Origin of the sequence: Amycolatopsis sp. cmx-8-4, assembly GCF_046548675.1 — a bacterium.
GTDB lineage: Bacteria > Actinomycetota > Actinomycetes > Mycobacteriales > Pseudonocardiaceae > Amycolatopsis.
Window position 1 is genome coordinate 140530 of sequence record NZ_JAEBDZ010000018.1, and the last position, 25966, is coordinate 166495.

Sequence of the window (25966 nt, forward strand, 5' to 3'; positions counted from 1 at the left end):
ACAGGAGCAGTCCCATGAGCAGCGAATCGACGCACGCCGGCCGGGTCGCCGTCGTCACCGGCGCGGCAGGCGGGTTCGGTACCGCCATCTCCACCGAACTCGCCCGCCGGGGCGCCGACATCATCGCGGTCGACCTGAACCCCGCGGACAAGACGGTCGCGGCAGTGCAGGAGGCCGGCCAGAAGGCCCTTGCGCTGCAGGCGGACCTCACCGACCCGCAGCAGGTCGAAGCCATCACCGCCGACATGCTCGGATTCGCCGGCCACGTCGACATCCTCGTCAACAACGCCGGCGCCTTCCCCTTCCGGAACATCTGGGAGCTGGACTTCGCCGAGTGGAAGCGCATCCAGGGCATCAATCTGGACTCCCAGTTCCTCATGGCGAAGGCCGTGATGGGCTCGATGCGCGACGGTTCCTGGGGGCGGATCGTCAACATCGCCTCGAACTCGCTCGGCCTCGCGGTGCCCGACATGGTCCCCTACATGGCCGCCAAGGGCGGGGTCATCGGCTTCACCCGGGCCCTGGCCACCGACCTGGCCCCGCACGGCATCACCGTCAACGCCGTCTGCCCCACCGCGTCGAGCACCCCGGGCGGGCAGACCTTCATCGGTGACGAGGTTCTGGAGATGGTCGCCGGCATGCAAGCGATCAAGCGGGTCGGGACGGCCGCCGACATCGTGGGCGCCGTCTGCTTCCTCTCCAGCGACGATTCGGCGTTCGTGACGGGCCAGACCATCGTCGCCGACGGCGGCCTGATGCGGGTCTGAGTGGTTCTCGACTTCCCTCGGCAAGGAGCCGCCATGAACGACACCACCGAGATCACCCAGGTGATCCTCAAAGAGCGCCAGGGGCGCGACCGCGGCTGGTTCGACCAGGAAGGCTCCTGCTTCCACCCGCACTCGCGGATCCGCATCACCTGGTTCGACGGATCCGGGGCCGAGTTCGTCGAGCTGTCCCGGGCGAGCTTCGCGGCGGGGCTCCGGCCGAGCCACCGGCTGTCCCCGCCCGTGGTGCACACGGCGGGCGACCGGGCGGTGTCAGAGGTGCCCGCCGAGATCTCGATCGTCCAGAGCTTCGGCGGCGTCGACGCCTACGTCATCTCCTGTACCCGGCTGCTGTACCGGCTGGAACGCCTCGAGGGCCGCTGGAAGATCTCCAGTCTCGACTGCGTCTACGACCGCGACACCCTCGTCCCCGTGGTGTACGGAACATCGCCGAAGATCGACACCGAGGTCCTCGCCCGATTCCGCAGGCCGTTCATGTACCTCGCCTACCACCTGCACGAAATCGGCAAGACACTTCGCGACGATCTCTACGGAAGCGATCGCCCGGAGCAGGTGGACGAGCTCTACGAGGGCGCCTTCGGCTGGCTGCACCAGGCGGCCGCCACCCGGTAACACAGCCGGCCCCTCACGCGAAACCGCCCGACCACGGCGAAGGAAGAAAGACATGAAGGCTGCCGTACTGCACAAGCTGGGTTCCGCGCCTGCGTACGACGAGTTCCCGGCGCCGGTGGGCGGTGGCGGGAACTCGGTGCTGCGGGTGGCCGCCGCCGGTGTGCACCACTTCGTGCTCCTGCGCGCGTCCGGGCGTTTCTACGGCGAGGTGCCCCCGGTCCCGCACGTCGTGGGAACCGACGGGGTCGGCTTCACCGAGGACGGGGAACGGGTCTTCTTCGACGAGACCGTGGGGCCCTACGGCGCCTGGGCTGAACAGACCCTCGTACCCACCGACCGGCTGATGCCGGTGGCGCCCGGCATCGACGACCTCGCCGCCGCCGCTCTGGGCAACACCGGGCTGGTGGCCTGGACCGCCCTGACCTGGCGTGCCCGGCTTCAACCCGGTGAAACGGTGCTGGTCCTGGGCGCCAGCGGAGCGCTGGGACGCATCGCCCACCAGGCAGCCCGTGCGCTGGGCGCCGGTGCGGTGGTGGCCGCCGACCTGCCGGGCCCGGCTCTCGAACAGCTTACGGCTGCGCCCGGCCTGTTCGCCGTCCCCGTCACCGACGATCCCGACGACTTCGCACGGACGGTGATCGACCGGGCCGGCCCCGTCGACGTGATCATCGATCCGCTGTGGGGCTTGCCCGCACTGGGGGCGATCAAGGCGGCACGGCACGGCGCCCGGTTGATCCAGATGGGGCAGGTTGCCGCTCCTTCGCTCGATCTCCTGGCCGCAGATCTGCGGGCCCGGGCGATGGACCTGCGCAGCTACGCGCTTTTCCACTGCCCGTTCGAGGACCGCCGGGCCGCCTACCTCGAACTCACCCGCAGTGTCGCGGCCGGCAAGGTGCAGGTCGACGTCGAGGCCGTACCACTACGAGCGGTCGAGGCCGCCTGGGAGCGGCAGGCCACCGGAGCGCGCCGAAAGCTCGTGCTCGTGCCCGAGTCGCGCGGCTGACCGCACGCTTCGTCAGGGACCGCGTTGGTCGCTGGCTTCGCGACTTCCGCCAGTGAATAGAGTGAGGACGTGACCGCCTCGCAGCTGCCGCCCGACCCGAGTGACGAGCCCGGGACATCGCCCGCGCGACAGGGCATCCAGTCCGTCGAACTCGCAATGACGGTGCTGCAGGCGCTGGAGGAGGGGCTCGGCCCCATGACTCTCAGCCAGATCGCCGTCGCGAGCGGGATGCAGCCGAGCAAGGCGCATCGCTATCTGGTGAGTCTGGGGCGCGCCGGGCTCGTAGCCCAGTCGTCCCGGTCGGGACGCTACGACCTGGGGCCGGCCCTGCGACGGCTGGGCATCGAGGCGCTGCGCCGGATGGACGAAGTCTCTTTGGTCTCCGAGCACCTGCCTGCTCTGCGCGACCGGACCGGTCACGCGGTCAACCTCGCCGTCTGGGGCGACCACGGACCGGTCATAGTCCGCTGGGAGTACGGGTCGTACGCGCTCCCCATCACCGTCCGGGTCGGCGCCACGATGTCACTGCTGACGTCGTCCATCGGCCAGGTGTATCTGGCCCATCTGCCGAAGACGCTCACCGGACCCCTGCTTCGCGGCCAGCTCCGGACGCCCGGCGCCCCCAGCCGGGACGAGGTCGACGGGTTCACCGCCGACGTCCTGCGCACCGGCGTTGCGGTCACGTCCGGTGGCGTCGTTCCCGGAGTGGTCTCGGTCGCCGCACCGGTGTACTCCGCCGCGGATTCGCTACCGCTGGTCGTTGCCGTCGTCCTGCCCGCACAGCAGGCCACCGACTCCGAGCTCGCCTCCGTGACGGCTGAATTGCTGAGCTCGGCCCGGGCGATGTCGCAGGAGCTCGGGCACGCGTAGTCACGAGAGGCGCTCCCGCTGCCGGCGGCCTTGATCAGGTGGACGCGTCCCGCACGAAGCCGGCACCGTGGTCGGCGGTCGTCCGCCCGTACCACCCGTGACCGGCCAGGACGTCGGCCAGCTCATCGAGAAGCGCCGGCAGGTCGGTCACCGAGCGCACGGTGCCGAAGATGTAGCCGTCGGGGCGCTGCACGAAGGCCTGTGCGTCGTTGGCCTGGAACCACTGGTCGTACTCCGCGTCGAGGTCGACGTAGTAACCGGGGCCGGGGCCCCGCGACACGTGCGCGATGTCCATGTCCAGCCTGACGATGAGGTTTCGCTGCTCCTGGTCGAACAACTCGGGCGGAATGGCGTGCCGGGCGATGATGCGCCACCCGGACCCGGACCCGAACTCGTCGAGCCGGTTGACCCGGCGGTCGAGCGCCACTCGGGCCTGGGGGGAGAGCCGGCCGACGGCGCTCCCGAGTTCGTCCTCCGGGCCTCTGGCCACGATGCCGGGTCCCAGCCTGGGAAAGAGTGGCGGGGTGGGTACGTTCCCGGCGCGCAGCATCTCGTCGCGCTGCCGGGCGGCCTCGGGATCGCGCATGAGCACAAGCTCGCCGAAGGCCATCGAAATCTCGGTCAGCCGGCGCACGTGCGGCGCCCGCTCCGACTCGTAGGTGTCCAGCAGGGTTCGGTCCGCCTCGCCGCGGACGACTGCGACGAGTTTCCACGACAGGTTCTGCGCGTCGCGGATCCCGGAGCACATGCCTTGGCCCATGAACGGGGGCATGGTGTGGGCGGCGTCGCCGACGAGCAGCACCCGCCCCTGCCGCCAGGGAGTCGTCAGGGCGCTTTCGAAGGTGTAGACGCCTCGCCGTTCGATCCGGCCGGTCTCGGGGGTGATGTCCCAGCGCTTCAGCAGCTCCCAGCAGCGCTGCTCGTCCATCAGCTCCGTGCGGCTTTCGCCCTCGTTCAGTGCGAACTCGAACCGGGAGTGGCGGGGCCCCGACCAGCGGCCGGCCAGCAGCGGCCGGTTGATGTCTAGCACCTGGTACACCTCGGGCAACTGGGGCAGGTGGACGTCTGGGTCGGTGTGCTCGATGTCGATGACGAGCTGGTCGAGAGCTGGGAATCCGAGGTCCGTCCGTTCGCTGCCGATGCAGGAGCGCACCCAGCTGTGCGCTCCGTCGGCGCCGATGACGTAGGCGGCGCGGACGGTACCCGGCTCGGCGCCCGGTTGTGGCGCGGCTTCGGGGCCGTGGCTGGGGACGACGGTGAGGGTGACCGCGTCGTCATCCTGCACGAGCTCGGTCGCCACGGTTCCCATGCGAACCTCGACCCCGAGCGCGCGGACCCGGGCATCGAAGATCGCCTCGATCTCCGGCTGGTAGGAGAGGTAGCTTTCCTTCCAGCCGGCGCCGCCCTTGCCCAGCATGACGGTTGCCAGGATGTCCATGTCCGCCGAGGTCAGGCTCCACTCCACCATCGGACGTGCCACCAGTTCGACGTCTTCCGCTACGCCCAGTTTCTGGAAGGTGCGCATCGTTTCGCTGTCGAGGTGGCCTGCGCGGGAAAGCGAGTATCGCTCGGGCCAGCGCTCGAGGACGACCACGTCCAGTCCGCGCTGGGCGAGCAGCCCGGCGGTGATCATGCCGACCGGCCCGTAGCCCACTATGGCGACGTCGCAGTCAGTGTGCGGAGCCGGCGTCTGCTCGGTGGCCTTGCTGGAAGGGGTCACGTCGTCTCCCGGTGGATGCTCTCGATGACCGGACCGTCGTTTCGCGGCTCGTCGGAGGAATACGAACCGCGGCGCAGCCCGTGCGACGCGGTCGTCCAGTTCCGTAAGGAACGTTCTAGTTACTTCGGTCACGGTAAGTGGGCCCGTGTCGCCGCGTCAAGGCGGGCGCCCGATAAAGGAGGCGCGTTCACCTATATGCAGTCGATTCACTCCAGTGGTACGTTGCTGGCAACACGACCCCCCGTTGTTGAGGAGTTGGCATGGGTGTCCACCGCGTGATCAGCCTTGTCCGGGAGGTGCCGAACCTCCCGTTGACCCGCGCCTTCTACGCCGAGTTCGGCCTACGGGAAACATCACCCGGCGCCTTCGCCACCGAGGTGGGTGGCGAGCAGTTGTTCCTGCGCAGCGGCGACGTGCCGCGGATCGCCGAGTTGAACATCGCCGCGGACGCGGAAGCCGACCTCGATGCGATCGCGAAACGGTTCGAAGGGCTCGGTATCGCCTCGGTGCGCTCCGATGCCGGCCTGGAGGCGACGGAGCCGGTGAGCGGCGTCCTGGTCCGGGTTTCGGTGGCGGATCGCCTGCCGAAGGATCCGGCGCCGAGCGTGCCGACGTCGGTGGACCGGACCGATCTCGTCCAGCGCGAGCCGGTCCGGCCGCTGCGGCTCGGTCACGTGGTCATCGGCTGCACCGACGTGGAGGAGGCGAAGCGCTTCTTCCTCGACGGCATCGGCATGAGGCTCAGCGACTACGTCATCGGCGGCCCGTTCATGCGCTTCGAAACCGACCACCACAACGTCGTCCTTCTGCCGGCTCCGATGACGCTGCTGCACCACACGGCGTGGAAGGTGCGCGGTGTCGACGAGATCGGCTACGGCGGTTCGCGGATGATCGAGAACCACCCCGAGCGGCATGCCTGGGGGCTCGGCCGGCACGCCGCGTCGGCGAACTACTTCTGGTACCTCAAGGACCCCGCAGGGGCCTTCTCCGAGTACTACTACTCGGAGATGGACGGTCTGGCGGACTCGCCGTACTTCTGGGACCCCGACCCCGGCAGCGAAGAGCTGCCCGTCGCCGCGTGGGCGTCCCCGGCCCTGCATGACCGGCCGCTGGTCCCGGAGGCCATGCGGGCACCGATCCTGACCGCGGACCAGTGAGCGGGCCGGCGAGCCGGCCGGCGGTGGGCTACGACGTCCTGGTCGTCGGCTACGGCCCGGCCGGCATGGTGCTCAGTGCGCTACTGGGCAGGCAGGGACACCGCGTTGCGGTCATCGAGCGGTACGCCGGGCTCTACAACCTGCCCAGAGCCGCGACGTTCGACGACGACGCCATGAGGTTGCTGCAGAAGCTCGGCATCGCCGGACAAGTCGCCGTCGGCACTCGGGTACAACGCCGGTACGACTGGTGCAACGCCGAGGGGGAAACCCTGATCGGCAACGAGTTCTCCGACTTCGGCCGCTCGGGCTGGCCGGAGTTCAACATGATGTTCCAGCCGGTCCTGGAACGCGAACTCGACGCCCTGTGCCGACGCACCCCCGGCGTCGAAATCCTCCGGGGCCTGGTGGCCACCGACTTCCGGCAGACCGGCCACGCGGTGGAGGTCGTCGCCCGGCCGGCCGACGAACTGGGGAGGGTGGCGGCCGGGGCGGAGGACCGGGCCCAGAGTTTCACCGCCCGGTTCGCCGTCGGGTGCGACGGCGGGAACAGCGCGCTCAGGTCGAGCCTTGGCATCGAGATCGACGACTACGGCTTCCAGGAGCCGTGGCTGGTCTGCGACTTCCGCCTCACCCGCGAGGTGGACCTGCCCATGGCGCTGCAGTACGGCGATCCCGGGCAACCGACCTCCATCATCTCCATCGGACCGCATCATCACCGGTTCTCCTTCATGCTCGACGAAGCCGTCCCCTCGGCCGAGGCCGTCGACCCCGCGCAGGTGTGGCACCGGGTCAAGCGCTGGCTCACCCCGGAGGACGCCGAACTCATCCGGGTCGCGCCGTACACCTTCCGCTCGACGGTCGCCCAAGACTGGAAGCAGGGCCGGTTCCTGCTGGCCGGCGACGCCGCCCATCAGATGCCGCCGTTCCTGGGCCAGGGCATGTGCTCCGGTTTCCGCGATGCGCACAATCTCGCCTGGAAACTCGACCTCGTCCTGCGGGGAGCGGACGACGAGCTCCTGGAAACCTACGCCGCCGAACGCTCGCCGCACGTCCGGGCCATCACCGAAAAGGCGGTCGAACTCGGGCGGATCCAGACCATCCGCGACAAGCGGGCGGCCAGGCTGCGCGACGAGGAACTGCTCCGGCGGAGGCGCGTGGGCCCACCCTCTGAGGGCTTCCGCTTTCCCGGCTACCGCGCGGGTTTCCTCGCGCCGGCCGCACCGGGCGACAAGGCCCGCGGACAGTTGTTCCCGCAAGCGTGGGTCGCGCACCCGCCAGGCCGCAGGCAGCGCTTCGACGACGTGTCCGGCAGCGGGTGGCTGCTCGTCGCCCGGGACGCGTCGGCGATCGCCGGCCGCGACGACGACCTGGCAGCGTGGCGCACGGTGAGCGGCACGTTCCTCGTCCTCGGCGCCCCGGCCGACAGCGAGCCCGAAGCAGGAACAGCGATCGACGACGTCGATGGTGCGTACCACCGATGGTTCGACGAACACGCCTGCGCGGCGGTCGTGGTCCGGCCGGACTGGTACGTCTACGGCTCCGCCGAGTCTGCCGACTCGCTCGGCTCACTCCTGCGCGCGTGTGTGTCCGACCTGTACCGGCGCCCCAGGGCCGGGACACCGCAGGCATAGAGCGAGCTGTCCACTGCGGCCGGCCCGAAGCCGGCCGCCCCCGTCACCTACCCACCCGAACGAGCGGAGCAAAGCTATGCGGATCGCCAATGTCGCCGGGCGCACCGTCCTGGCACACGGCAAGGAGCCTGTCGACGTCTTCGAGGCGAGCGGAGGCCGATTCGGCCCCAGCCCCTCGGCGGTCTTCGAGCGGTGGGCCGAGTTCCAGGCCTGGGCCGACACCGAGTACGGGGCGATCCCGGCCGAGCAAGATGCGGACTGGCTGGCCGCCGAGCATGTCGGGGCGCCCAGCCCGCATCCGCGGCAGGTGTTCGCCATCGGGCTGAACTACGCCGAGCACGCGCGGGAGTCCGGCTACGACCTGCCGACGACTCCGGTGGTCTTCACCAAGTTCCCCTCGTGCATCGTGGGGCCGCAGCACGAGTTGTCCCTGCCACAAGGCAACGTCGACTGGGAGGTCGAGCTGGTCGTCGTGATCGGCGCGAACGCCTACCGGATCGACGAGGAGCAGGCGTGGGCTGTGGTCGCCGGCCTCACTGTCGGACAGGACCTGTCCGAGCGCGTCCTCCAGCGCTCCGGCCCGGCTCCTCAGTTCAGCTTGGCCAAGTCGTTTCCCGGCTTCGGGCCCACCGGCCCGGTCCTGGTCACCCCCGACGAGTTCGCCGACCCGGACGACCTCGAGATCGGCACCCGTCTGGGCGACGAGGTCCTGCAGCTGGACCGAACCTCCGGCATGGTGTTCGGAGTGCCGGCCCTGGTCGCCTGGCTTTCCCACATCACCCCGCTCTTCCCCGGCGATCTCATCTTCACCGGCACACCGTCCGGCATCGGGATGAGCCGGACGCCGCCGCGCTTCCTCCAGCTCGGTGATGAGCTCGTCAGCCACATCGAGGGCATCGGCCGGATCAGGCAGCGGGTGGTCGGCTCGTACGCCGTCCCCGCCCCGCCCCACAAGACCGCAGCCGCCCTCGCCGCGGAGGGATGAGCCCCCGGATGCGCCCAGCCGCCGGCTGCAGGCCGCAGCCGGCGGCTGGGCGCCGCCGGGGCTCCGGCTGCTTAACGCGAAATCGGCTCAACCGCCCGGAGTGCTAGTCAGCGCGGAGCCATGCGGACGCGCCGTCGAGGCGAACGGTCTCCCTGTCGAGCATCGGGTCGGTGACGACCTGCGCGACCAGCGAGGCGTACTCGGCCGGCCGCTCCAGGCGCGAGGGGTGAGCCACTTGGTGGCCCACGGACTGCCGAGCCTTCTCGGGCAGGGAAGCCGGCAAGGGAGTCTCGAGCAGTCCGGGCTCGATCGTCATCACCCCGGACCGCCCGGTCGGCCAGGTCACGCGCGACAGGGGCATGCCGACGATGCCGCTCTTCGAAGCCGCGTATGCGACCTATCCGACCTGGCCGTCGAACGCGGCGACAGAGGCGGTGTTCACGATGACGCCCCGCTCCTAGGCCGGGCTGTGTGCGGTGCCGCCGCACCAGATGCGGACGAGGTTGCGGGTCGTGCTGATCTCGGTGGTGGGGTCCCCGTCGACGAGGACAAGATCGGCGCGTAGTCCCGGGGTGATGGCGCCGCGGTCACTGAGCCCGAAGTGCTGGGCCGGCAGGGACGTGGCCGCGCGAAGTGCGTCGAGCGCGGAGAGGCCGGCCTGAACCAGCAGTTCCAGTTCGTGGTGAAGGCTGCGGCCGTGCTCGACGGAGGCGGGGGAGCCCGGCGCTGTGTTGGCGTCGGTGCCGGCGAGGATGGGGACACCGGCTGCATGCAGTGCGGCGACGCTGCGGGACGCGCCGGCGAACGCCTCGGGTTTGCCGACATTGCCGGCGATGGTCTCCATCATCGACAGCGTCGGCACGGCAACCGTCTTCGCGGAGACCAGTCGGGCGACGACCTCGGCCGGCAATGGTGCCCCCAGCGGGACGTGCGTGACGACGTCGGCGCCGATGTCCACGGCCAGACGGAACGCGCCGAGCGCGGCGGCGTGCGCGACGACCAGCTTTCCTCGCCGGTGTGCAGCCTCGACGTAGGCGCGCGCGGCCGCTTCGTCGGGGCCGCCTTCGCCGGGCGCTTCGAGCACGATCTTGAGGTAGTCGGAACCGTTGGCGATGCGGGTGTCGACAAAGGACTCTGCTTGGTCGGTGGTGCGCAGGATGGCATCGTCGGCCCGGCCGGGCATCCGCGCGTGCGGGCCGCCGGGCCCGATCGCCGGGGTACCGGCGCTGCGGATGTCGCTCAACCCTGGTGTGCCGCGCAGCGCGGCGAGCCGGCTCGGTGGCCAGGTCGCCATGTCGAGCCCCGTCGTGACACCCCACCGGGTGAGCTGCTCCAGAGTCTCCCGGCTCTTCAGGTGGATATGGGCATCGATGAGGCCGGGAATGAGGATCCCGCCGTCACCGTCGACGACTTGGGCTCCGGAGGCGTCGGTACCGATGACGGAGCCGTCGATGACGACCGTGGACCGCTCCCGCACGGTCAGCCCGTCGAAGACTCGCACATTGTGGATAGCTGTCTTAGATGTCATGCCACTCTCCTCGGAGAACGATTGCGGTTTCTCGAACGAGTCATTCAGCTCTCCGGAGGTCCTGAATGAGTCATTCAAGACGTTGGCGAAGCCGCCGCCGAGGGAGCCGCCGCAACTTTGCCCGGGCCTCGGCGCAGAGGTGGTGAGACAGCGGCTCATCCGCGCGTCTCGGTGGCTGTGGCGGCGGCACGCTCGTAAGCTCGTCGGACCGCTGGGACCAGGCGGACGGCTTCGACCGGGTCGACGTGGCCGGGTACGAGCTTGAGAATGTCGGCGGAGCGACGATGCGGCGGAACGTCCTCGCCCCGTGCCGTGACGACCATGTGGAAGTGCGGGTAGTTCTCGCCGAACACGAGCAGATACGTTGCGGGTGCCCCGGTGACGTCGGTGACCGCGGTGACCAGGTCCCGGGCGCGTCGGGCCAGTGTGTGCAATTCGTCGTCGTCGAGCCCGGTGATCCGTTCGGCATGCCGCCGGGCACGCAGGATGAACCAGCCGGGCACGGCGAACGCGGGCACGACCTCGGCGGCCCACAGTTCGTCGCGGAACACGACCGAGGACTCGTCGATGTCGTCCATCCGGCACATCAAGCAATCGCGCGGTACCGAAGAAGCCGTCATCGGCCGGCGTCCACACGCGAATCGGTACCGGCTGGGGTGAGGTGGCCGAGGATGGCCGGTGGAGCGTGCTCGAGCAGCCGCATGTCAGCCATCCGGTGCCGGTGCGAGGACGGCAGGAATACCGTCTCTGCGCCGGTTGCGGCGGCGAGCAGGAAGTCGTCGTGCTCGGGATCGCCTTCGAGAACGACGACTCCGGCCGGCAGGATCTGAGAAGCGCGCCCCGCGTCGCGCGTAGCGACGTGAACGGTCTCATCGCGTGCGAGCAGACCGCGCACGACGTGGGGGCCGATCGTACCGGTCGCGCCCAGGACGAGGATGGACACAGCGACTCCGGGTGGTGGGAGGGTCGGAGCGACAAGTCGCGGCGCGGTTCAGATCAGGGGGGTGATCTGGTCGTCGCGGCCCAGCAGGGCTTTGCCGTAGATTTCGTAGTTGACCGCGGGCAGGGTGACGGCGTGCCGGGCGGCGACAGCGGAGTCGCGCCAGATTCGCTGCAGGGGATTGACTTCGGCGAAGCTGCCGGCGCCGTGGGCGGACAGCAGGATGTCGATCGCCTTGGTGGTGTGCTCGAGAACCCACGCGGTGTCGGCCCGCACGCGGGTACGGGCAAGGACATCCGGGTAGACGCCGTTCGCTGCTGCGGTGTCGATGTCGTCGGCGGCGCGGTAGGCGTGCAGGTGGGCGGTGTCGATGAGCATGGCGGCTTCGGCGATCTGCAGTTGAAAGGCCACGGAGTCGGATTGGGCGGTGTAGAAGGTGTAGGAGATGGCTTTCTTCGCTGCCTTCTCCGTCACGATTTGCAGTGCTTTGCGGCCCATGCCCAGCTGCGGGCCGGCGAGCACGAGCGACAGCAACGGGACGAACGCGGAGCGGTAGAGCTTCTCGTCGGTGCGTTCGGTGGCGTAGTCACCGTTGATGGCCGCCGGTACCGAGATGACGCGGTGGTCGGGCACGACGACGTCCTTGGCGATCAGGCAGTTCGAGCCGGAGGAGCGCATGCCGGCGACGAACCAGGTTTCCTCCAGTTCGAGGTCGGTGCGCGGAATGAGCGCGAGGCCCTGGTCGACGACCTCGCCGTGCGCGTCGACGAGGGGGATGCCGAGCACCGCCCACTGGGCGTGCCAGGAGCCCGAGTTGTAGTACCAGCGGCCGCTCACCCGGTATCCGCCGTCGATCTTCATCGCGTCCGCGGTCGGGGCGAGCACACCCGAGACCTTGGCGTCCGGTGCGTCGGCCCACACGTCGTCCTGGGCCCGTTCCGGGAAGAGGCCGGCCAGCCAGGCACAGACGTTGCACAGGGTGACCACCCAGGCGGTGCCGCCGTCGGCCTCCCCGACGGCGGCGGAGACGTCCAGCATCGTGCGCATCGACGTCTGCAGACCGCCGTAGCGCTTCGGCTGTGCGATGCGGAAGGCGCCGGCCTCGGTGAGCGCGGTGACGCTCTCCTCCACCACGCGGCGGTCGGTTTCTCCCTGGGCTCCGTTTCCGGCCAGCATCGGCTGCAGGGCGCGGACCCGGCCGAGAACGTCGGCGGGTTCGCCCTCGGGTCGGGTCGAGGCGCGGGTTTCGGTCGTTTGGGTCATGGCTTGGTCCTTGTTTCGGGTCCTCAGCAGGCGCAGGCGGCGATCTGGTCGACGATCGGTGGACGGGGGCGGTCGGCGAACCGGGAGTGGGTGCCGAACGTGCGGTGCGCGTAGATCAACGGCGCTCGCTCGCGGCGGTGCGCGTCGGTGACCAGGCCGAACAGCAACAGGTGGTCTCCGCCTTCGACGGCACGGTCCAGCTCGCACACGATCCATCCGGCCACGTCGTCCAAGCGGGGTAGCCCGCAGTCGACTTGCCAGCCGACGCCGCCGAACCGGTCGGCGCCGCGGCGAGCGAACAGCGTCGCGAGTTCGTCCTGGTCGTGGCCGAGGAGATTCACGCCGAACCGTCCCGTTGTCCGGATGCGTTCCAGCAGGGTCGAGCGGCGGTCGAAGGCGACGGTGACCAGCGGCGGTTCCAGGGACAGCGAGGCGAACGAGCTGACCGTGGCGCCGTAAGGCTGGTCACCGACGGTGGTGGTGACCACCGTGACCGGTGCGCAGACCCCGGCCATCAGGTCCCGGAACCGCCGCGGCTGGATCGGTGGCCGCGGTGGCGTGGCAGAGTTCGTCACCCTCGTGCTCACCTTTCGGTCAGGGAGCGCCGACGAGCACGGACATCGGGTTGGGCAAGTCCGCTTTCGCCGACCAGGCGCGGTTGGTGAGTTCGTCCGCTTCCGCACCGCCGCGGCGGGCTTCGAGCATCGCCTGCGGGTCGAACGCCGGGCCTACGGAGTCGGCCGCGTACTCGGGGCCGTTCATGTAGGCGGTGGCGTCATCGGGTTCGGCGAAGTTGTCGACCTGCATCTCGACGAAGTTGCCGTCCGGGTCCTGGTAGTACATCGACGTGGTCACCCCATGGGCGATGCACACGGCCGGGGAGACACCCTTGTCCCGCAGCGATTCGTAGCGGGAGAGCAGGTCGTCGAGGTGGTCGAAGGTGTAGGCGACGTGGTGCATCGCGGCGGTCGCGGGAGTCTTGCGTTCCAGCGGAGCGGGCGAGTTGAGCAGCGCGATGCGGTGGTGTTCCTCGTCGAAGGTGATGAAGGTCAGGTTGTCGTCCTCGTAGACGACGTGGGCGTCGAGGACGGTGCAGTACCAGTCCCGCATCTGCTGGGCCTGGCTGGTTTGGAACACCACGTGGGCGAACTTCGGGGTGGCGGACATCGGGGTTCCTCTCTCGGCGTTGAGTGAAGGTGGTGTGCGGGCGGAGGTCGGCGTCTACAGCGGCGAGATGAATTGGGTGCGCATCGAGCCGATGCCTTCGGCGAAGGTGACCAGCGCGTCGCCGGGACGCAGGAACCGGGCGGGGTCGCGGGCCATGCCGATGCCTGCCGGGGTGCCGGTGAAGATGACGTCTCCGGCGTACAGCGGGAGGACCGAGGACAGGTAGGCGATGATCTCCGCCACGGGGAAGATCATGTCGCTGGTCCGGGACTTCTGCATCTGCTCGCCGTTGAGGCGGCAGCCGAGGCCGATGTCGTCGCGGTCGGGGAACTCGTCGGCCGTGACCAGCTCGGGTCCCATCGGGGCGAAGCCCGGATAGGACTTGCCGAGGTTGAACTGCGGCACCGGGGGCCTCAGCTGCAGTTCTCGCTCCGAGAGGTCTTGGCCCAGGGTCAGGCCGGCGACATGGTCCCAGGCGCGGGTCGCGGGTACGCGGTAGGTGTCGCGGCTCAGCACGGCGACCAGTTCGGTTTCGAAGTCGACGGATCCCTGGGGGAGCTCCACGACGGCGGACGGGCCGGTGATCGAGGCCGGGAACTTGGTGAAGACCACCGGTGTGTCCGGGACGTCCATGCCGGACTCGGCGGCGTGGTCGCGGTAATTCAATCCGATCGCGAACACCTGCCGCGGCCGTGGCGCGGGTGCGCCGAACGTCAGGGTGTCAGTGGGTGCTGTCGGACCGCCGGTGTAGCCGGCGGCCCACGAATGGAAGTCGTCCCAGAGGCTGTAGAGAGCCTGCGGGTCGGCGGGGAAGGCGCCGCCGGAGGCGGACTCGACGTCGAGCAGCCCGTCGCCGCCGACGATGCTCGCCCGGCCGGCGGCGTTGACGATGCGCATGATGGCTCCTTGCCGGGGTCTTCGGCGGACCTGCGGACTTTTCGCACCCTAGCCTTGATATGTGATAACAGCAAGCTGTGCGGATCAGACGGTCTTGGCCGGCACTCGCGCGCATGCTTGCCGAGGTCCGAGGCCTGATCGCTATAGTTGATAGCACTCGGGCGTAGGGCATCCGGACGACAAGCGAGGGAGTTCACGTGGCATCACCGTCGACTGGTGTGCGCCCGATCGAGTCGCGTTCGGTGGCAGAGCAGGTCACCGTGGAACTGCGGCGGTCGATCCTGTGTGGCGACCTCCAGCCCGGACGCGAATTCTCGCTGCGGGAGATCGCCGGGATGCTCAACGTCAGCTTCATCCCGGTCCGGGACGCTCTGCGCAACCTCGAAAGCGAAGGGCTCGTCATCACCCGGCCCGGCCGCAGCGCGCTGGTCGCTCCGCTGGACCTCGACGACCTGCACGCCATCTACCGCCTCCGGCGCACGATCGAGCCGGAGATCGCCAGCCGTGCGTGTCTGCTGCTTGCCGACGGTGAACTCGACCGCCTCGAGCAGCTGGCCGCGGGATTCGGCAACGAACAGCTCGGAATGGACGCGATCTACGACGCCCATCACGAGTTCCACATGGCGTTGCTGGCGCCCGCCGCCAGCGCGTGGGACGTCCGGCTGCTGAGCACGCTCTGGCGCGCGGCCGAGCGCTACATCCGCATCGGTTTCGGGGCTCTTGACCCCGATCCGCAAGAGCATCATCGCCGCGAAGAGGCCCACGAAACACTGATCGACGTCTTCCGGCGGCGCGATCCGGATGCGGCAGCTCAAGCTGTGCGCGACCATCTCGAACGCAACGAGCGGATCGCGCTGCGGGCGCTGGGCGACGGCGAACCCGCCGACGTGCCGGCGCCTCAGCCTGCTCGGACGGCCAAGGACGAACGTCGGTCGCGGCGCTGAACCCACCGCAACCTCGGTACGACGATTCTGCAGCGGCACCCTTCGCCACTTGTCGTTATCACATATAGCGCTTAGGGTCGTCTGATCCCTTCACCTCGGCAGGAGGCCGACGATGGCCAAGCAGCGCACCGTTCTGACGTTCGATGTCGATGGGCACAAGATCACGGCCCTGGCCGCCAAACCCGCCGAGCCCACGGGCAAGCCGCTGATCATCGCCTTGCACGGCGGGACCTACACCGCTCGCTACTTCGACGTCGCAGGGACCCCCGACGGTTCGTTCCTCGACGTCGCCGCCGCCAACGGGCACGAGGTCGTGGCTTTCGACCGCCCCGGCTACGGAGGCAGCACTCCGCTCGCCCCGTCCGCCAACACCTTCGCCCGGCACGCGGAACTGCTGACCGGCGCTGTCATCTCGGTCACGAAGGATCTGGGCAACGACAACGTCTTCCTGGTCGGCCATTCGATCGGGGGAATGATCGCGTTGATGATCGCCGCCAACCGTCCTGCCTTCCGGCTCATCGGCGTGTCGGCCACCGGAATGGGGGCGGTCATCCCGGCGGGCGGCGCGGCCGAAGCGCTGGGATCACTTCCTCCGGACGATACCGTCGACCTTCCCTACGACCAGCGTGATCAGGTGATGTTCGGTCCGGTGGGGACCTACGCCGCGGCCGGCCTCGACCAGGCGCACGACGCCTACGCGCCCGTGCCGGTCCGGGAACTGGTGCAGGCGCCCGCGTGGCCTCGGGAGCACCTCGGCGCCGTAGCGCCGAACGTCCATGTGCCGGTGCACAACGCGCTCGCCGAATACGACGCGCTGTGGGACAGCAGCCCCGGGAACGTCGCCCGGTTCGCCGCGATGTTCACGGCCGCGCCGTTCGTCGACGCCGGCGTGGCCCGGGGCACCGGGCACAGCATCGACCACCACATCCTCGGCCATGCGCTGCACCTGCGTCAGCTGGCGTTCGCCGACGAGTGCGCCGCCTGGGCCGAGCGAGCCGCGGTGAGCGCCCGGTGACGCCCACCGCACGACTCGCCGCACTGCCCGACACGGTCGAGGTACTGATCGCCGGCGGCGGGCCGGTCGGCCTGGCGGCCGCGGTCGAGCTCGGGAACCGCGGCATCGGCTGCGTCGTGGTCGAACCTCGTGACACGGTGTCGACGGCTCGTCCCCGGTGCAAGACGCTCAACGTCCGCACCATGGAGCACCTTCGCCGGTGGGGGTTGGCCGACCGCCTTCGAAAGCGGGCTCCGCTCCCGGTCTCCTGGTCCCAGGACGTCGTGTTCTGCACCTCGCTGGCCGGACGCGAGCTGTCGCGGTTCACCGGCGTGCTCGGACTCGCTCCCGACGGCGACCGGTTCGCCGAGCTCGGCCAGCAGGCCCCTCAGTACGTTCTGGAGGAGGTGCTGCGCGAGGCCGCCGGAGAACTCGCTCCGTGCCGTCTGGGATTCGGGACGCGGGTGGTCACGCTCGACCAGGCCGATAGCTTCGTCGACGTCACCGTGGAAACCGCGGCCGGCGAGCGGAAAATCATCCGAGCGTCCTACGTCATCGGAAGTGATGGTCCCCGCAGCGTGGTACGCGACCAGATCGGTGCCGCCTATCGCGGAGGCCAGGCCCTGCGCCCCAACTTCGGCATGGTCTTCTCCTGTCCCGAACTGTGGCACCGCGTGCGGCACGGCCCGGCGGTGCAGTACTGGATCGTCAACCGGTCGGCGCCCGCGTTGGTCGGGCCGCTCGATCGCCACGGCACGTGGTGGGCCATCGCGTTCGGCGTCGACCGGCGGACGGGCGAGCGCGAGGCACGACACCTGATCGACGACGTCGCCGGGGTGCCGGTCGAGGCCACCGTGCTGTCGACCGATCCGTGGACCGCCCGGATGCAGATCGTCGACCGGATGCGCGACCGCCGCGTCTTCCTCGCCGGCGACGCCGCTCACCTCAACCCGCCGTTCGGCGGCCACGGCCTCAACACCGGCCTGGCCGACGCCGTCGATCTCGGCTGGAAACTCGCGGCCGTCCTCGCCGGCTGGGGTGGACCGGCCCTGCTCGACAGCTACGAGGCCGAGCGGCGTCCGGTCCAGGAACGCGTGATCGACGAGGCGACGGCCAACATGCGCGTGCTCTCGACCGACCTGCTCAGCGACGGTCTCGACGACGATGACGTGGCCGGAGCCGCCGCACGCCGAACGGCCGACGCCCACATCCAGGAAACCAAGAAGCCGGAGTTCCATTCGCTCGAGCTCGTTCTCGGCCTGCGGATCACCGAATCGCCCGTCGTCCCGTCCGGCGACCGCGCGGAAGACGGTCTCGCCGGGGCGCGACTGCCCCATGTTTTCCTCGATGACGGCCGGTCGCTTTACGACGTTCTGGGACCGGGCCTCACGCTGCTGATGCTGGGTGACGTGACCGGCCGGCAGACGATCGAAGGCGCCGCTCGCGCCCAAGGCGTTCCGTTCGATTGCGTCGACCTCACCGGGTCCGATGTCGCCGCCCGGTACGCCGAAAGGGTGGGCGCAGAGCTGATCCTTACGCGTCCCGACCACGTGGTCGTGTGGTCAGGACGCACGAGCCCGGCCGACGCACCGGCCCTGATCGACGCGGTCCGGGGATGCGAACCCGGCTCGTCGACGCGACGATCATGAGGCAGTCGGTCGGCTGCCGCGGAACAGGAGGATGACGTCTTGAGGATTGTCACGCTGGAGGAGCACTACCTTGATGTGGACGTGGCGCGGGCGAGCGCGCCCGCGGCACAGGCACTGAGCCCGCACTTCTCCTCGAGCTACGATCCGGACAGCGGGCTGCCCTATTCGCCGAGCGCGGCGGTGCTGCGGGACCTCGACGAGGGTCGCCTGGCGGACATGGATCGCCACGGCATCACGATGCAGGTCCTCTCGAGCCTCTCGACGCAGCAGCTTCCCGCCGACGTCGCGGTCGATCTGGTGCGGGCGACGAACGACACCCTCGCCGCCGCGGTACGCCGGCATCCGACCCGGTTCGCCGCCTTCGCGGCGCTGCCGACGTCGGTGCCCGACGCCGCGGCCGTGGAACTCGAACGGTGCGTCGGCGAGCTGGGTTGCGTCGGCACCATGATCATGGGGCGGACCGACGACGAGTTCCTCTCCGCGCCCCGGTTCGACCCGATCCTGCGGACGGCTGCCGCGCTGCGGGTTCCGGTCTACCTGCACCCCGGCGTGCCGCCGCGGGCGACGAGCGCATCGAACTACGAGGGGCTTGATCCGCTGGTCACCGCGCGGTTCCAGACCGCGGCCTGGGGATGGCACCAGGAGACCGCCGTGCATTTCCTCCAGCTCGTGCTGGGCGGGGTGTTCGATCGGTATCCGGACCTGCAGGTGATCCTCGGGCACTGGGGCGAGATGGTGCCGTTCTACCTCGAGCGCCTCGACGAGGCGCTGCCACGGCGCGTCACGAAGCTGGAGCGGACGATCGGTGACTACGTGCGGCAGAACGTGTACATCACGCCGAGCGGGATGTTCAGCCAGGCACAGCTGCGGTATTGCGTGGAGCTCCTCGGAACCGAGCGGATCATGTATTCGGTCGACTACCCGTTCATCGGCAATGAGGACGCGCTGTCCTTTCTCGAGGAAGCCGACTTGCCGGCTGCTGTGAAGGAGGACATCGCATACGGAACGGCGGAGCGGCTGCTGAACCTGCGGATTGCCTGAGAGTTCACGAGCTCTCTAACTCAGTACGACATGGAGGATCCTTTCGTTGCTGTTGTTGGGAATGCTGTCCTTGTCGCCGTCGTTGGATGTGGTCAGCCACAGTCCGCTGTCGGGCGCGGGTTCTACGGTGCGCAGCCGCCCGTAGGTGCCGTTGAAGTACCTTCCCGCCGGCACATCGCGCCGAAAGCACCCCTTATCGTTTCTGTACGGGCAGCTGCAGGTATGAGGCGTGCTCGCCGCCGGTGTGGATGATGTGCTGTCCGGTGTTGGTGGGGGTGTACTCGACCAGCCTGGGCATCATCGGGCCCAGGAGGTGCCGGCCGCTGATGACGAAGCGGAGCTGTTCGCCGGGGTGGAAGGCGAGGCCGATCGGGAGCAGGTCGATCTCGATCTCGGCGATCTCTCCCGGCGCGAGCTTCTCGACACGGTCGAAGCTGTGCGCGGGCACGGCGTCGGTCGAGAGCGTCTCGTCGAGTCGGCGTAGTGAGACGCGCAGGCGGCCGTCGGATCCCTTGTATCGCAGGATCGACGCACCTCGCTCGGTGACGTCGTGCACCGTCGCGCTCTGGTTCGGCACGGTGAACTGCTGCAGCGGCGTGCCGAACCTGTCGAGCTTCTGGACGAGGACGAACAGGTCCATGTCGTCGGCGCCCTGCGCTTCGACCCACAGGTGGGCCTTGGGGTAGCCGACCAGCACGGTCTCCTCGTCGAACCGCGTCACGAACGACACCGCGTCGGGGTTAGATGCGACGTCGTAGCTCGCCGTAGCGCCGTCCGCCGGTGTCGTCGTGGTCAGGGCGCGTGAGCGGCCGTCGAGGTAGTACGTCGTCAGGGTGACGTCGGTGGGCGGGAACTCGTCGGCCGCGACGTCGACCCGGTCACCGCCTTCGAGGTCGAGGACCGAGTAGCGGACGCGGGGCGTCTGCTCCCAGTCGTTGTCCTCGTCCTTGAGGTAGCGGTCGAAGAACCGGCGCAGGTCCTCCCGGTTCGCCTCGTCGTAGTAGTCGGGCCACTCCTGGGTGTTGTGGATGCGAAGCCACTTGTCCTCAGAGGCGATCCGCCGCCAGGCGCGGAACGTGCCGGCGGTATGCAGGGTGTTCGAGTAGCTGGCCACGACGTAGGCGGGCACGGTGATCCGGTCGAACCGCGGGATCTTGTTCTCCCACAGCTCGGTCATCAGCGGGTAGCGCTCGGCTTCCGCGATGATGTCCTCTTTCCGGCCCTTGCCCCAAAAGCTGAAGTCCCGCAGCTGCCGGGCGAACCCGGTGTCCGGCATCCCGCCGCGCAACACCAGGTCGCGGTAGACGTCGCTCACGCCCTCCCACGGGTTGATCGCCGCGAGGTGGGGTGGTTGTTCGGCCGCGGTGAACCACTGCGAGACCGCGAGGTAGGAGGTTCCGCTCATCGCGACCTTGCCGGTGCACCACTCCTGGGAGGCCAGCCACTCGACCAGGTCGTAGCAGTCCCGGCCGTCCTGGCGGTCCCACAGGACGCTGTCCCCGTCCGAATTCGCCACACCGCGGATGTCGGGATTGCAGATCGCGTAACCCCGCGCGCACCAGTAGGCCGGATCCGGGCCCTCGAACTTCGCCAGACCGGAGAGGATTCCGTTGTCCAGCCCGACCAGTCCGAACACACCCATCACGCTGGTGGACGTGCCCTGGCCTTTTCCGTACGGGCTGTAGGCCACGATGACGGGCACTTTTTCGGTTCCCGCAGGGCGGAACACGTCGACGTAGGTCGTCACGCCGTCCCGCAGGGTGACCTCGACGTCCTTCTCGAACACGATGTCGACCGGCAACGGCCGGAACGGGGGCGCGATCTGGAAGCCCGCCGACAGGGTGCGCGTGCCGGGGGCGAAGTCACTCAGCACGCCGTACCGGTCGCTACCGGCCTCGAGCGGGTGGGACGGCATGTAGATCTTCTGGTCATCGCTCATGATGAGCTCCTCACTTCCTGCTTGCAACGTACCTCCGTGGTAGTGGGATATCAACGTGTGTTGATATCGCTCGAAGGGGTGATTCCTGAGGTATCAGCAGGTCAGCGATCTGCTGTGTGGTAGAAATCACCGGCTGTTGATATCCTTGGCGGCGTGTCGTCGAACCAGGATGAGGCTTCCGCGCCCGGCCGACGCGGCCGGCGACCGGGCAGCAACGCGACCCGGCAGGCCATCCTCGACGCGGCACGGGCCCGCTTCGCCGCGGACGGTTTCACGGCCACGACGATCCGCAAGATCGCCGCCGACGCGGGGGTCGACGCCGCGTTGGTCATGCAGTTCTTCAAGTCGAAGGACGAGCTTTTCGGCACCGTCATGTCCGTGCCGCCGTCCGCGCTCACGCGGATGAGCGACGCGTGGCTCGGTTCCCAGGACGGTATCGGGGAACGCGTCGCCCGCGCGTTCCTCGACGTCTTCGAAAACGATCCGCAGGCCTCCGAACCGCTGCTGGCGATGCTGCGCGGCGCGATCGCTCACGACCAGGCGGCCACGCACCTGCGTGACTTCATCGAGGCCCGGCTGATGATCGGCGCGGCCGCTCACCTCCGGTACGACGACGCGCGCTTGCGAGTCGGCATGGCCGCGGCCATGTTGGTCGGTGTCATCGTCGCGCGGTCCATCGTCCGGGTGCCGACCGTCGCGAACGCGAGCTTCGAGTCCGTTGTGGCCACCGCGGCAGACTCCTTGCAACCGCTGCTTGCGGTGTCCCGTCCCGAACGACCGAACTAGACAGCCGCTTTCACCGGAGCCGGCGCGAAACGATCCAGGGAGGTGATGCCCGCGAACTTGTGGGGTTCGGTGCCGGCCATCAACCGACCGTAGTTCTCGGCCAGGGCTTCGAGGTTGAGCGCGCCGTGCAGCGTGATGACCCGCGCGTCGCGCCACGCCCGCTGGATGGGTTCGAAGTCCATGATCGCGGTCGAGCCGGAATTCCGCTGGAGCAGCTCGATCGCTTCAGCGCACCACTTGGCCGCGTATGCGGTCTCGGCGAGGACGCGCGCACTGAACATCTGGAGGTGTTCCGGCGCCGCCGGTGTGCCGGCGGCGGCCAGCGCCCCGAGCCGGTCGGTTTCCTCGGCGTTCGCGCGGGTCATCAGCGTCGCCGACTGGATCTTGGTGTGGACTTCGGTGAGCATCAGGTGCGTGAGCGGGGCTTCGAGCTGGTTCTTGTAGGTCGTACCGCGGATCGGCCGGCCGGCGGAGCGTTCGAGGAACCGCTCCAGCACGCCTTGGGCGAGGCCGATCGACATGCCGGCCATGAGGCTGAACGCCCAGCCCAGCGACGGCGCCTTCCAGAGAGAACCCTCGAGGCCGTTGTCGAGCGTCCCGCCGACGACGTCACGGAAGTCGACACCGCGGTACTCAGGAACGAAGAGTTCGTCCTCCGCGATCCGGATCGACACGCTGCCGGTGGCCCGCATGCCGGCCACCTGCCAGTCGTCGAGGAACCGCAGCTGGTCGCGCGGAACCTGGACGCCCACCAGGTAAGGCCCCTCGCCGTCATCGGCGATGCAGCCGAGGTTGGTGTACGGGGCCCAGAGCGAGTCGCTGCCGAACGTCCACGGCCCGCCGGAGATGATCCAGCCACCGTCGACCCGCTTCGCGCGGCCCCGCGACGCGGGGAAGTGACTGGAACCGGCGACGCGCGGCCCGACCCACGGGCCGCTGTAGACCTCTTCCACAACGCGAGCACCCGACCCGGCGGGGATCCAATTCGTGGAGGCGCCGACCCACACGCTCCAGCCACACGAACCGTCCCACTTGGACACCTCGGACACGACGTCCAGCTGCTGCCGGACGGACAGCTCGTCACCGCCGTACTCGGCGGGGCTGCCGATGCCGAAGGCGCCGGTGGCGTCGAGGTCGGCGATGGTCTCGTCCGGGAGGCGACCCGCGCGTTCGGCGTCGAGCGCGCGCTCGCGCAACGTCGGTCCGAGCTCGCGCACCTTGCCGAGGATCGCCTCGAGCCGGTCCGACGGGGTATCAGTTGCGGCCATGGTTGCGCTCTCCTGTCAGTTCGCCGGCACGATCGGCAGCTGTACGTAGCTGGGGTGGTCGGGGCCGGTGTGGATCGTGTTCGTCGCGCCGAGGTGGTAGCTCTCGTCGTAGGCGCGAACCGGCAGCCCCGCCGGCGTGTACGGCTGGATGTCGACCCGGAGGCGGCAGTTCTTCCGGATTACCGCGCTACTGGGGTTGAGGCCGACCTCGACGGCGACGATCTCCCCGTCGCGCAGCGGCTGGTGGTCCGCCTCGGTGTGGGTGTGGACCGGCCAATACTCCGTCGACCGCGCCTCGTCGAGCCTGCGGCGGGAGACCTTCAGGGAGCCGTGGCCGACCGGGTGGACGTTCACCGGGTCGACCGGGTGGACCGCGGCCTCGTACCGGATCTCGCGGTCCTGCTCGTCGTACACGCGCAGGGACACGAAGACGTCCATGTCCGCACTGGTCGACGACACCCACAGCCTGGCCTTCATGTAGCCGACCAGCACCATGTCCTCGGTCAGCGGGTCGCCGACGAAGGAGATGCCCGTCGACCAGCGCGGTGTCCCGCCGACCGGGCCCGTCGGCGCCGGTGACGGCTGCCCCAGCTCGAGGTGGGCGTCGTAGCTCGCGCTGTGTCCGGCTTCCGGGACGTTTTCGCTGATCCGCAGGATGTCGTCGCAGCGTTCATCTCCGTGCCAGTCCGACTGACGCGCGTCCAGGTACCAGCGGCGGTAGGCGGTCCGGGGGATGGGCCACTCGGCTTCTTCACGCACGTAGTAGGCCGCGTTGCCGGTCCTGACCTGGACCCGCACGGGCGCTTCGGCCATCACGCCGTTGTCCGCGCCCTTGAGCCAATGGTCGAAGAACCGCATGTGCTCGGCGACCGTGGAGTCCTTGTAGCAGTGCGAGAACCAGGCGTCGACGAAGTCGAACTTCCGCGCTTGCGCCCCGGTCGAACGGAGGTAGGTTTCGCTGCTGCCGAGCTGGTGGATCGCGGTGCCCGTCTGAGGGCCGACGATCCACACCGGCGCCGTCGCTTTCTCCAGTTCGGGCCGTATGAAGATCGACCCACGAGGGCCGTAGGCCGCGGGGTCGTTGAACGGCGTCGCCAGCACGCGGGCCATCCAGTCGGTTTCCCGCCGCCTGCCGCAGAAGTTCTTACCCGACCACGTCTGCCACCACCAGTTCCAGAACCCTTCGCCGAAGATCCCGCCGTTGTAGAGGGTTTCGTTGTACGGGTCCGCGTCGGTGCCGAGGGCGATCATCGCCTTCAGGTGGGGTGGCCGTAGGCTCGCGACGTTGTGCTGCGTCATCGCCAGGTAGGACATCCCCCAGAGGCCGACGTTGCCGTTGGACCAGGGCTGGGTGCCCGCCCACTCGATGGCGTCGTAGTAGTCCTCGGCCTCCTGGACGCTGAGGGGAGACTGGAGGCCGGGGCTCTTGCAGACGCCACGAGCGTCCACCCGGATGCAGACGTAGCCGTGCGGGACCCACGCCGCCGAGTCGACGCTCTCGTGGTTTTCGTCTTGCAGGCCGTCGGGATTGCCGGAGAAGAAGCGGTCCTCCAGCTGTTCCTTCTTCAGCGCGTCATCGTCGTTGCAGATGCATTCGTGGTAGAAGCTCTTGCCGTAGAAGCCTTTGTTCATGACCACGGGATGGAGTTCGTCGTCGTCGGGGCGGAAGACGTCGGCGTAGACGAAGGATCCGTCCCGCAACGGGATCTTCACGTCGGTCGTCTTGATGACGCCGCGGATGTTGCGGCGAAGCTCGTTGCGGGCGGCGGCAGGGCTCTGCAGCTGGCGCGGCGTGTTCGCGGTGAACACGCCTGGGGTGGCGTTGAGCTTCTCCAGCAGGCGCACGACCACGGGGTCATCGGCGAAGGTGTCGGCCTGGTCGAAACGGATGATCACGGGTTCGATCAGCTCGTGCACGATCGGTGAGATCGAGACACCGTTCTCGACCGTGCCGTCCTGGTCCAACGTCTGGATCAGCCGCGCGAGGTTGGTGACGAGCGGGTCGTGCAGCCGGTCGATCTTCCCGGCCACGCGGTTGACGAGCTGCGCCAGGTTCACCCGTGGTGCGCCCTCGACCGCGCCGAGGACCAGTCCGCCTACGAGGAAGGTGACGGCTTCTCCTGCGCGATAGCGGAATTCGCCGCGTTCGTTCGTGACGCCGGACAAGGTCGGTGTCTGGTACTTCAGGCCGGCGACCGGGCCGGCGAAGACGCCGGTGGCAACGTCGGCTTTCTCGTCGGTGGTGAGCATCTACAGTGCCTCGATCGCTTTCAGGTAGCCGATCTTTCCTTCGTCGCTGTGCTGACGCAGGACGTTCGTCTGCATGTCGGGGTGGTGCTCGTGGTCGGGCTCGGGAACGGCCGGGTTGCCGGTCCAGGAGACGAGCTTGCACACCCGCCGCTGGATGCGCCAACCGTGCTCGGTCCGGACGAGTTCGTCGTCGTACCAGCCGGTTCCGGTCCAGGTCGAACCGCCGATGGCCGCGTCGCGCACCAGGAGCCAGTTGCCGTAGCTGAAGGCGTTGGCCTTGTCACCGTCGACGTGGACCAGCTGGCCCATCATCGTGTGCTGGTGGTTGTCCAGCCGGTTGTGGAACTCGCCGAAGGAGCGCTTGAAGTTCGCGAGACCCGACCACGCGGCACCGGCCGGGCCGAATTCCGCGGTGACGTCGTCGGTGAAGACGCGGTCGAACAGGTCCCACTGGTGCGCGTCGAGCGCGAAACCGTAGAGGTTCAGCACCTCGATGATGGCGGCTTTGTCGTGGTCGCTCATGACATTGTCTCTTTC

General features: G+C 68.9%; 25 protein-coding genes. 12 read left to right on the forward strand and 13 right to left on the reverse strand.

Translation table 11 applies throughout. The features are described from left to right. Positions 1-14: 14 nt before the first annotated feature. The 4 genes from ACLJQZ_RS32435 (at position 15) to ACLJQZ_RS32450 (ending at position 3270) form a co-directional block, all read left to right on the forward strand. Positions 15-767 (forward strand): SDR family NAD(P)-dependent oxidoreductase, encoded by a 753-nt coding sequence (locus ACLJQZ_RS32435; RefSeq protein WP_410623639.1) that lies wholly within the window; start codon positions 15-17, stop codon positions 765-767. Positions 768-800: 33 nt separating this feature from the next. Next, positions 801-1397, forward strand: coding sequence for a nuclear transport factor 2 family protein (locus ACLJQZ_RS32440; RefSeq protein ID WP_410623640.1), 597 nt, complete (start codon positions 801-803; stop codon positions 1395-1397). Between the two features lie 52 nt (positions 1398-1449). Further along, a complete protein-coding gene (locus ACLJQZ_RS32445) occupies positions 1450-2400 on the forward strand; it encodes a quinone oxidoreductase family protein (protein ID WP_410623641.1) in 951 nt (316 codons plus the stop codon). 69 nt (positions 2401-2469) lie between these two features. After that, entirely contained in the window at positions 2470-3270 is an 801-nt protein-coding gene (locus ACLJQZ_RS32450; protein WP_410623642.1) for an IclR family transcriptional regulator, read from the forward strand. Positions 3271-3304: 34 nt separating this feature from the next. Here the strand turns inward: ACLJQZ_RS32450 and ACLJQZ_RS32455 are convergent, their stop codons facing one another. Continuing rightward, a complete protein-coding gene (locus ACLJQZ_RS32455; protein WP_410623643.1) occupies positions 3305-5122 on the reverse strand; it encodes a bifunctional 3-(3-hydroxy-phenyl)propionate/3-hydroxycinnamic acid hydroxylase in 1818 nt (605 codons plus the stop codon). A 128-nt stretch (positions 5123-5250) separates the two neighbouring features. On the opposite strand from ACLJQZ_RS32455, the gene ACLJQZ_RS32460 reads away from it, so the two are divergent. From ACLJQZ_RS32460 to ACLJQZ_RS32470, 3 genes are all read left to right on the forward strand, one after another. Next, a complete protein-coding gene (locus ACLJQZ_RS32460; RefSeq protein WP_410623644.1) occupies positions 5251-6147 on the forward strand; it encodes a VOC family protein in 897 nt (298 codons plus the stop codon). Next, positions 6144-7778 carry a bifunctional 3-(3-hydroxy-phenyl)propionate/3-hydroxycinnamic acid hydroxylase gene (locus ACLJQZ_RS32465; RefSeq protein WP_410623645.1) on the forward strand — a complete coding sequence of 545 codons (1635 nt, stop codon included), beginning with the start codon at positions 6144-6146 and terminating at the stop codon, positions 7776-7778. The genes ACLJQZ_RS32460 and ACLJQZ_RS32465 overlap by 4 nt, the downstream gene beginning before the upstream one ends. 76 nt (positions 7779-7854) lie before the next feature. Further along, positions 7855-8763 (forward strand): fumarylacetoacetate hydrolase family protein, encoded by a 909-nt coding sequence (locus tag ACLJQZ_RS32470; protein WP_410623646.1) that lies wholly within the window; start codon positions 7855-7857, stop codon positions 8761-8763. Between the two features lie 103 nt (positions 8764-8866). Here the strand turns inward: ACLJQZ_RS32470 and ACLJQZ_RS32475 are convergent, their stop codons facing one another. The 8 genes from ACLJQZ_RS32475 to ACLJQZ_RS32510 all read right to left on the reverse strand — a co-directional run bounded on the left by ACLJQZ_RS32475 (position 8867) and on the right by ACLJQZ_RS32510 (position 14558). After that, the gene (locus ACLJQZ_RS32475; protein WP_410623647.1) at positions 8867-9079 is read right to left on the reverse strand and encodes a hypothetical protein; all 213 of its coding nucleotides are present in this window, start codon (positions 9077-9079) and stop codon (positions 8867-8869) included. Positions 9080-9220: 141 nt separating this feature from the next. After that, a complete protein-coding gene (locus ACLJQZ_RS32480) occupies positions 9221-10450 on the reverse strand; it encodes an amidohydrolase family protein (RefSeq protein ID WP_410623648.1) in 1230 nt (409 codons plus the stop codon). After that, entirely contained in the window at positions 10447-10869 is a 423-nt protein-coding gene (locus ACLJQZ_RS32485) for a hypothetical protein (RefSeq protein WP_410623649.1), read from the reverse strand. The genes ACLJQZ_RS32480 and ACLJQZ_RS32485 overlap by 4 nt, the downstream gene beginning before the upstream one ends. 38 nt (positions 10870-10907) lie before the next feature. Further along, positions 10908-11234 carry an SDR family oxidoreductase gene (locus ACLJQZ_RS32490; protein ID WP_410623650.1) on the reverse strand — a complete coding sequence of 109 codons (327 nt, stop codon included), beginning with the start codon at positions 11232-11234 and terminating at the stop codon, positions 10908-10910. Positions 11235-11282: 48 nt separating this feature from the next. Next, complete coding sequence (locus ACLJQZ_RS32495) at positions 11283-12494, reverse strand: oxidoreductase (RefSeq protein WP_410623651.1); 1212 nt, start codon at positions 12492-12494, stop codon at positions 11283-11285. A 23-nt stretch (positions 12495-12517) separates the two neighbouring features. After that, the gene (locus tag ACLJQZ_RS32500) at positions 12518-13069 is read right to left on the reverse strand and encodes a flavin reductase family protein (RefSeq protein WP_410623652.1); all 552 of its coding nucleotides are present in this window, start codon (positions 13067-13069) and stop codon (positions 12518-12520) included. A gap of 19 nt (positions 13070-13088) precedes the next feature. Next, entirely contained in the window at positions 13089-13661 is a 573-nt protein-coding gene (locus ACLJQZ_RS32505) for a VOC family protein (RefSeq protein WP_410623653.1), read from the reverse strand. Between the two features lie 54 nt (positions 13662-13715). After that, the gene (locus tag ACLJQZ_RS32510) at positions 13716-14558 is read right to left on the reverse strand and encodes a fumarylacetoacetate hydrolase family protein (protein ID WP_410623654.1); all 843 of its coding nucleotides are present in this window, start codon (positions 14556-14558) and stop codon (positions 13716-13718) included. 218 nt (positions 14559-14776) lie between these two features. Here ACLJQZ_RS32510 and ACLJQZ_RS32515 point away from each other — a divergent pair, with 218 nt between their 5' ends. The 4 genes from ACLJQZ_RS32515 to ACLJQZ_RS32530 all read left to right on the forward strand — a co-directional run bounded on the left by ACLJQZ_RS32515 (position 14777) and on the right by ACLJQZ_RS32530 (position 19186). Further along, positions 14777-15502 carry a GntR family transcriptional regulator gene (locus tag ACLJQZ_RS32515; RefSeq protein WP_410623655.1) on the forward strand — a complete coding sequence of 242 codons (726 nt, stop codon included), beginning with the start codon at positions 14777-14779 and terminating at the stop codon, positions 15500-15502. Between the two features lie 112 nt (positions 15503-15614). Continuing rightward, complete coding sequence (locus ACLJQZ_RS32520) at positions 15615-16517, forward strand: alpha/beta hydrolase (RefSeq protein WP_410623656.1); 903 nt, start codon at positions 15615-15617, stop codon at positions 16515-16517. Next, the gene (locus ACLJQZ_RS32525) at positions 16514-18145 is read left to right on the forward strand and encodes an FAD-dependent monooxygenase (RefSeq protein WP_410623657.1); all 1632 of its coding nucleotides are present in this window, start codon (positions 16514-16516) and stop codon (positions 18143-18145) included. The genes ACLJQZ_RS32520 and ACLJQZ_RS32525 overlap by 4 nt, the downstream gene beginning before the upstream one ends. Before the next feature lie 75 nt (positions 18146-18220). Continuing rightward, complete coding sequence (locus tag ACLJQZ_RS32530) at positions 18221-19186, forward strand: amidohydrolase family protein (protein WP_410623658.1); 966 nt, start codon at positions 18221-18223, stop codon at positions 19184-19186. Between the two features lie 193 nt (positions 19187-19379). Here the strand turns inward: ACLJQZ_RS32530 and ACLJQZ_RS32535 are convergent, their stop codons facing one another. Next, the gene (locus tag ACLJQZ_RS32535) at positions 19380-21125 is read right to left on the reverse strand and encodes a CocE/NonD family hydrolase (RefSeq protein ID WP_410623659.1); all 1746 of its coding nucleotides are present in this window, start codon (positions 21123-21125) and stop codon (positions 19380-19382) included. Between the two features lie 153 nt (positions 21126-21278). On the opposite strand from ACLJQZ_RS32535, the gene ACLJQZ_RS32540 reads away from it, so the two are divergent. Continuing rightward, complete coding sequence (locus ACLJQZ_RS32540) at positions 21279-21911, forward strand: TetR family transcriptional regulator (RefSeq protein ID WP_410623660.1); 633 nt, start codon at positions 21279-21281, stop codon at positions 21909-21911. Here ACLJQZ_RS32540 and ACLJQZ_RS32545 read toward each other — a convergent pair. Genes ACLJQZ_RS32545 through ACLJQZ_RS32555 form a run of 3 tightly spaced genes read right to left on the reverse strand, consistent with a single transcriptional unit; the run spans position 21908 to position 25951 of the window. After that, entirely contained in the window at positions 21908-23179 is a 1272-nt protein-coding gene (locus tag ACLJQZ_RS32545; protein WP_410623661.1) for an acyl-CoA dehydrogenase family protein, read from the reverse strand. The genes ACLJQZ_RS32540 and ACLJQZ_RS32545 overlap by 4 nt on opposite strands. A 15-nt stretch (positions 23180-23194) precedes the next feature. Then, complete coding sequence (locus ACLJQZ_RS32550; RefSeq protein ID WP_410623662.1) at positions 23195-25429, reverse strand: CocE/NonD family hydrolase; 2235 nt, start codon at positions 25427-25429, stop codon at positions 23195-23197. Further along, the gene (locus ACLJQZ_RS32555; protein ID WP_410623663.1) at positions 25430-25951 is read right to left on the reverse strand and encodes a nuclear transport factor 2 family protein; all 522 of its coding nucleotides are present in this window, start codon (positions 25949-25951) and stop codon (positions 25430-25432) included. Between the last annotated feature and the right edge of the window lie 15 nt (positions 25952-25966).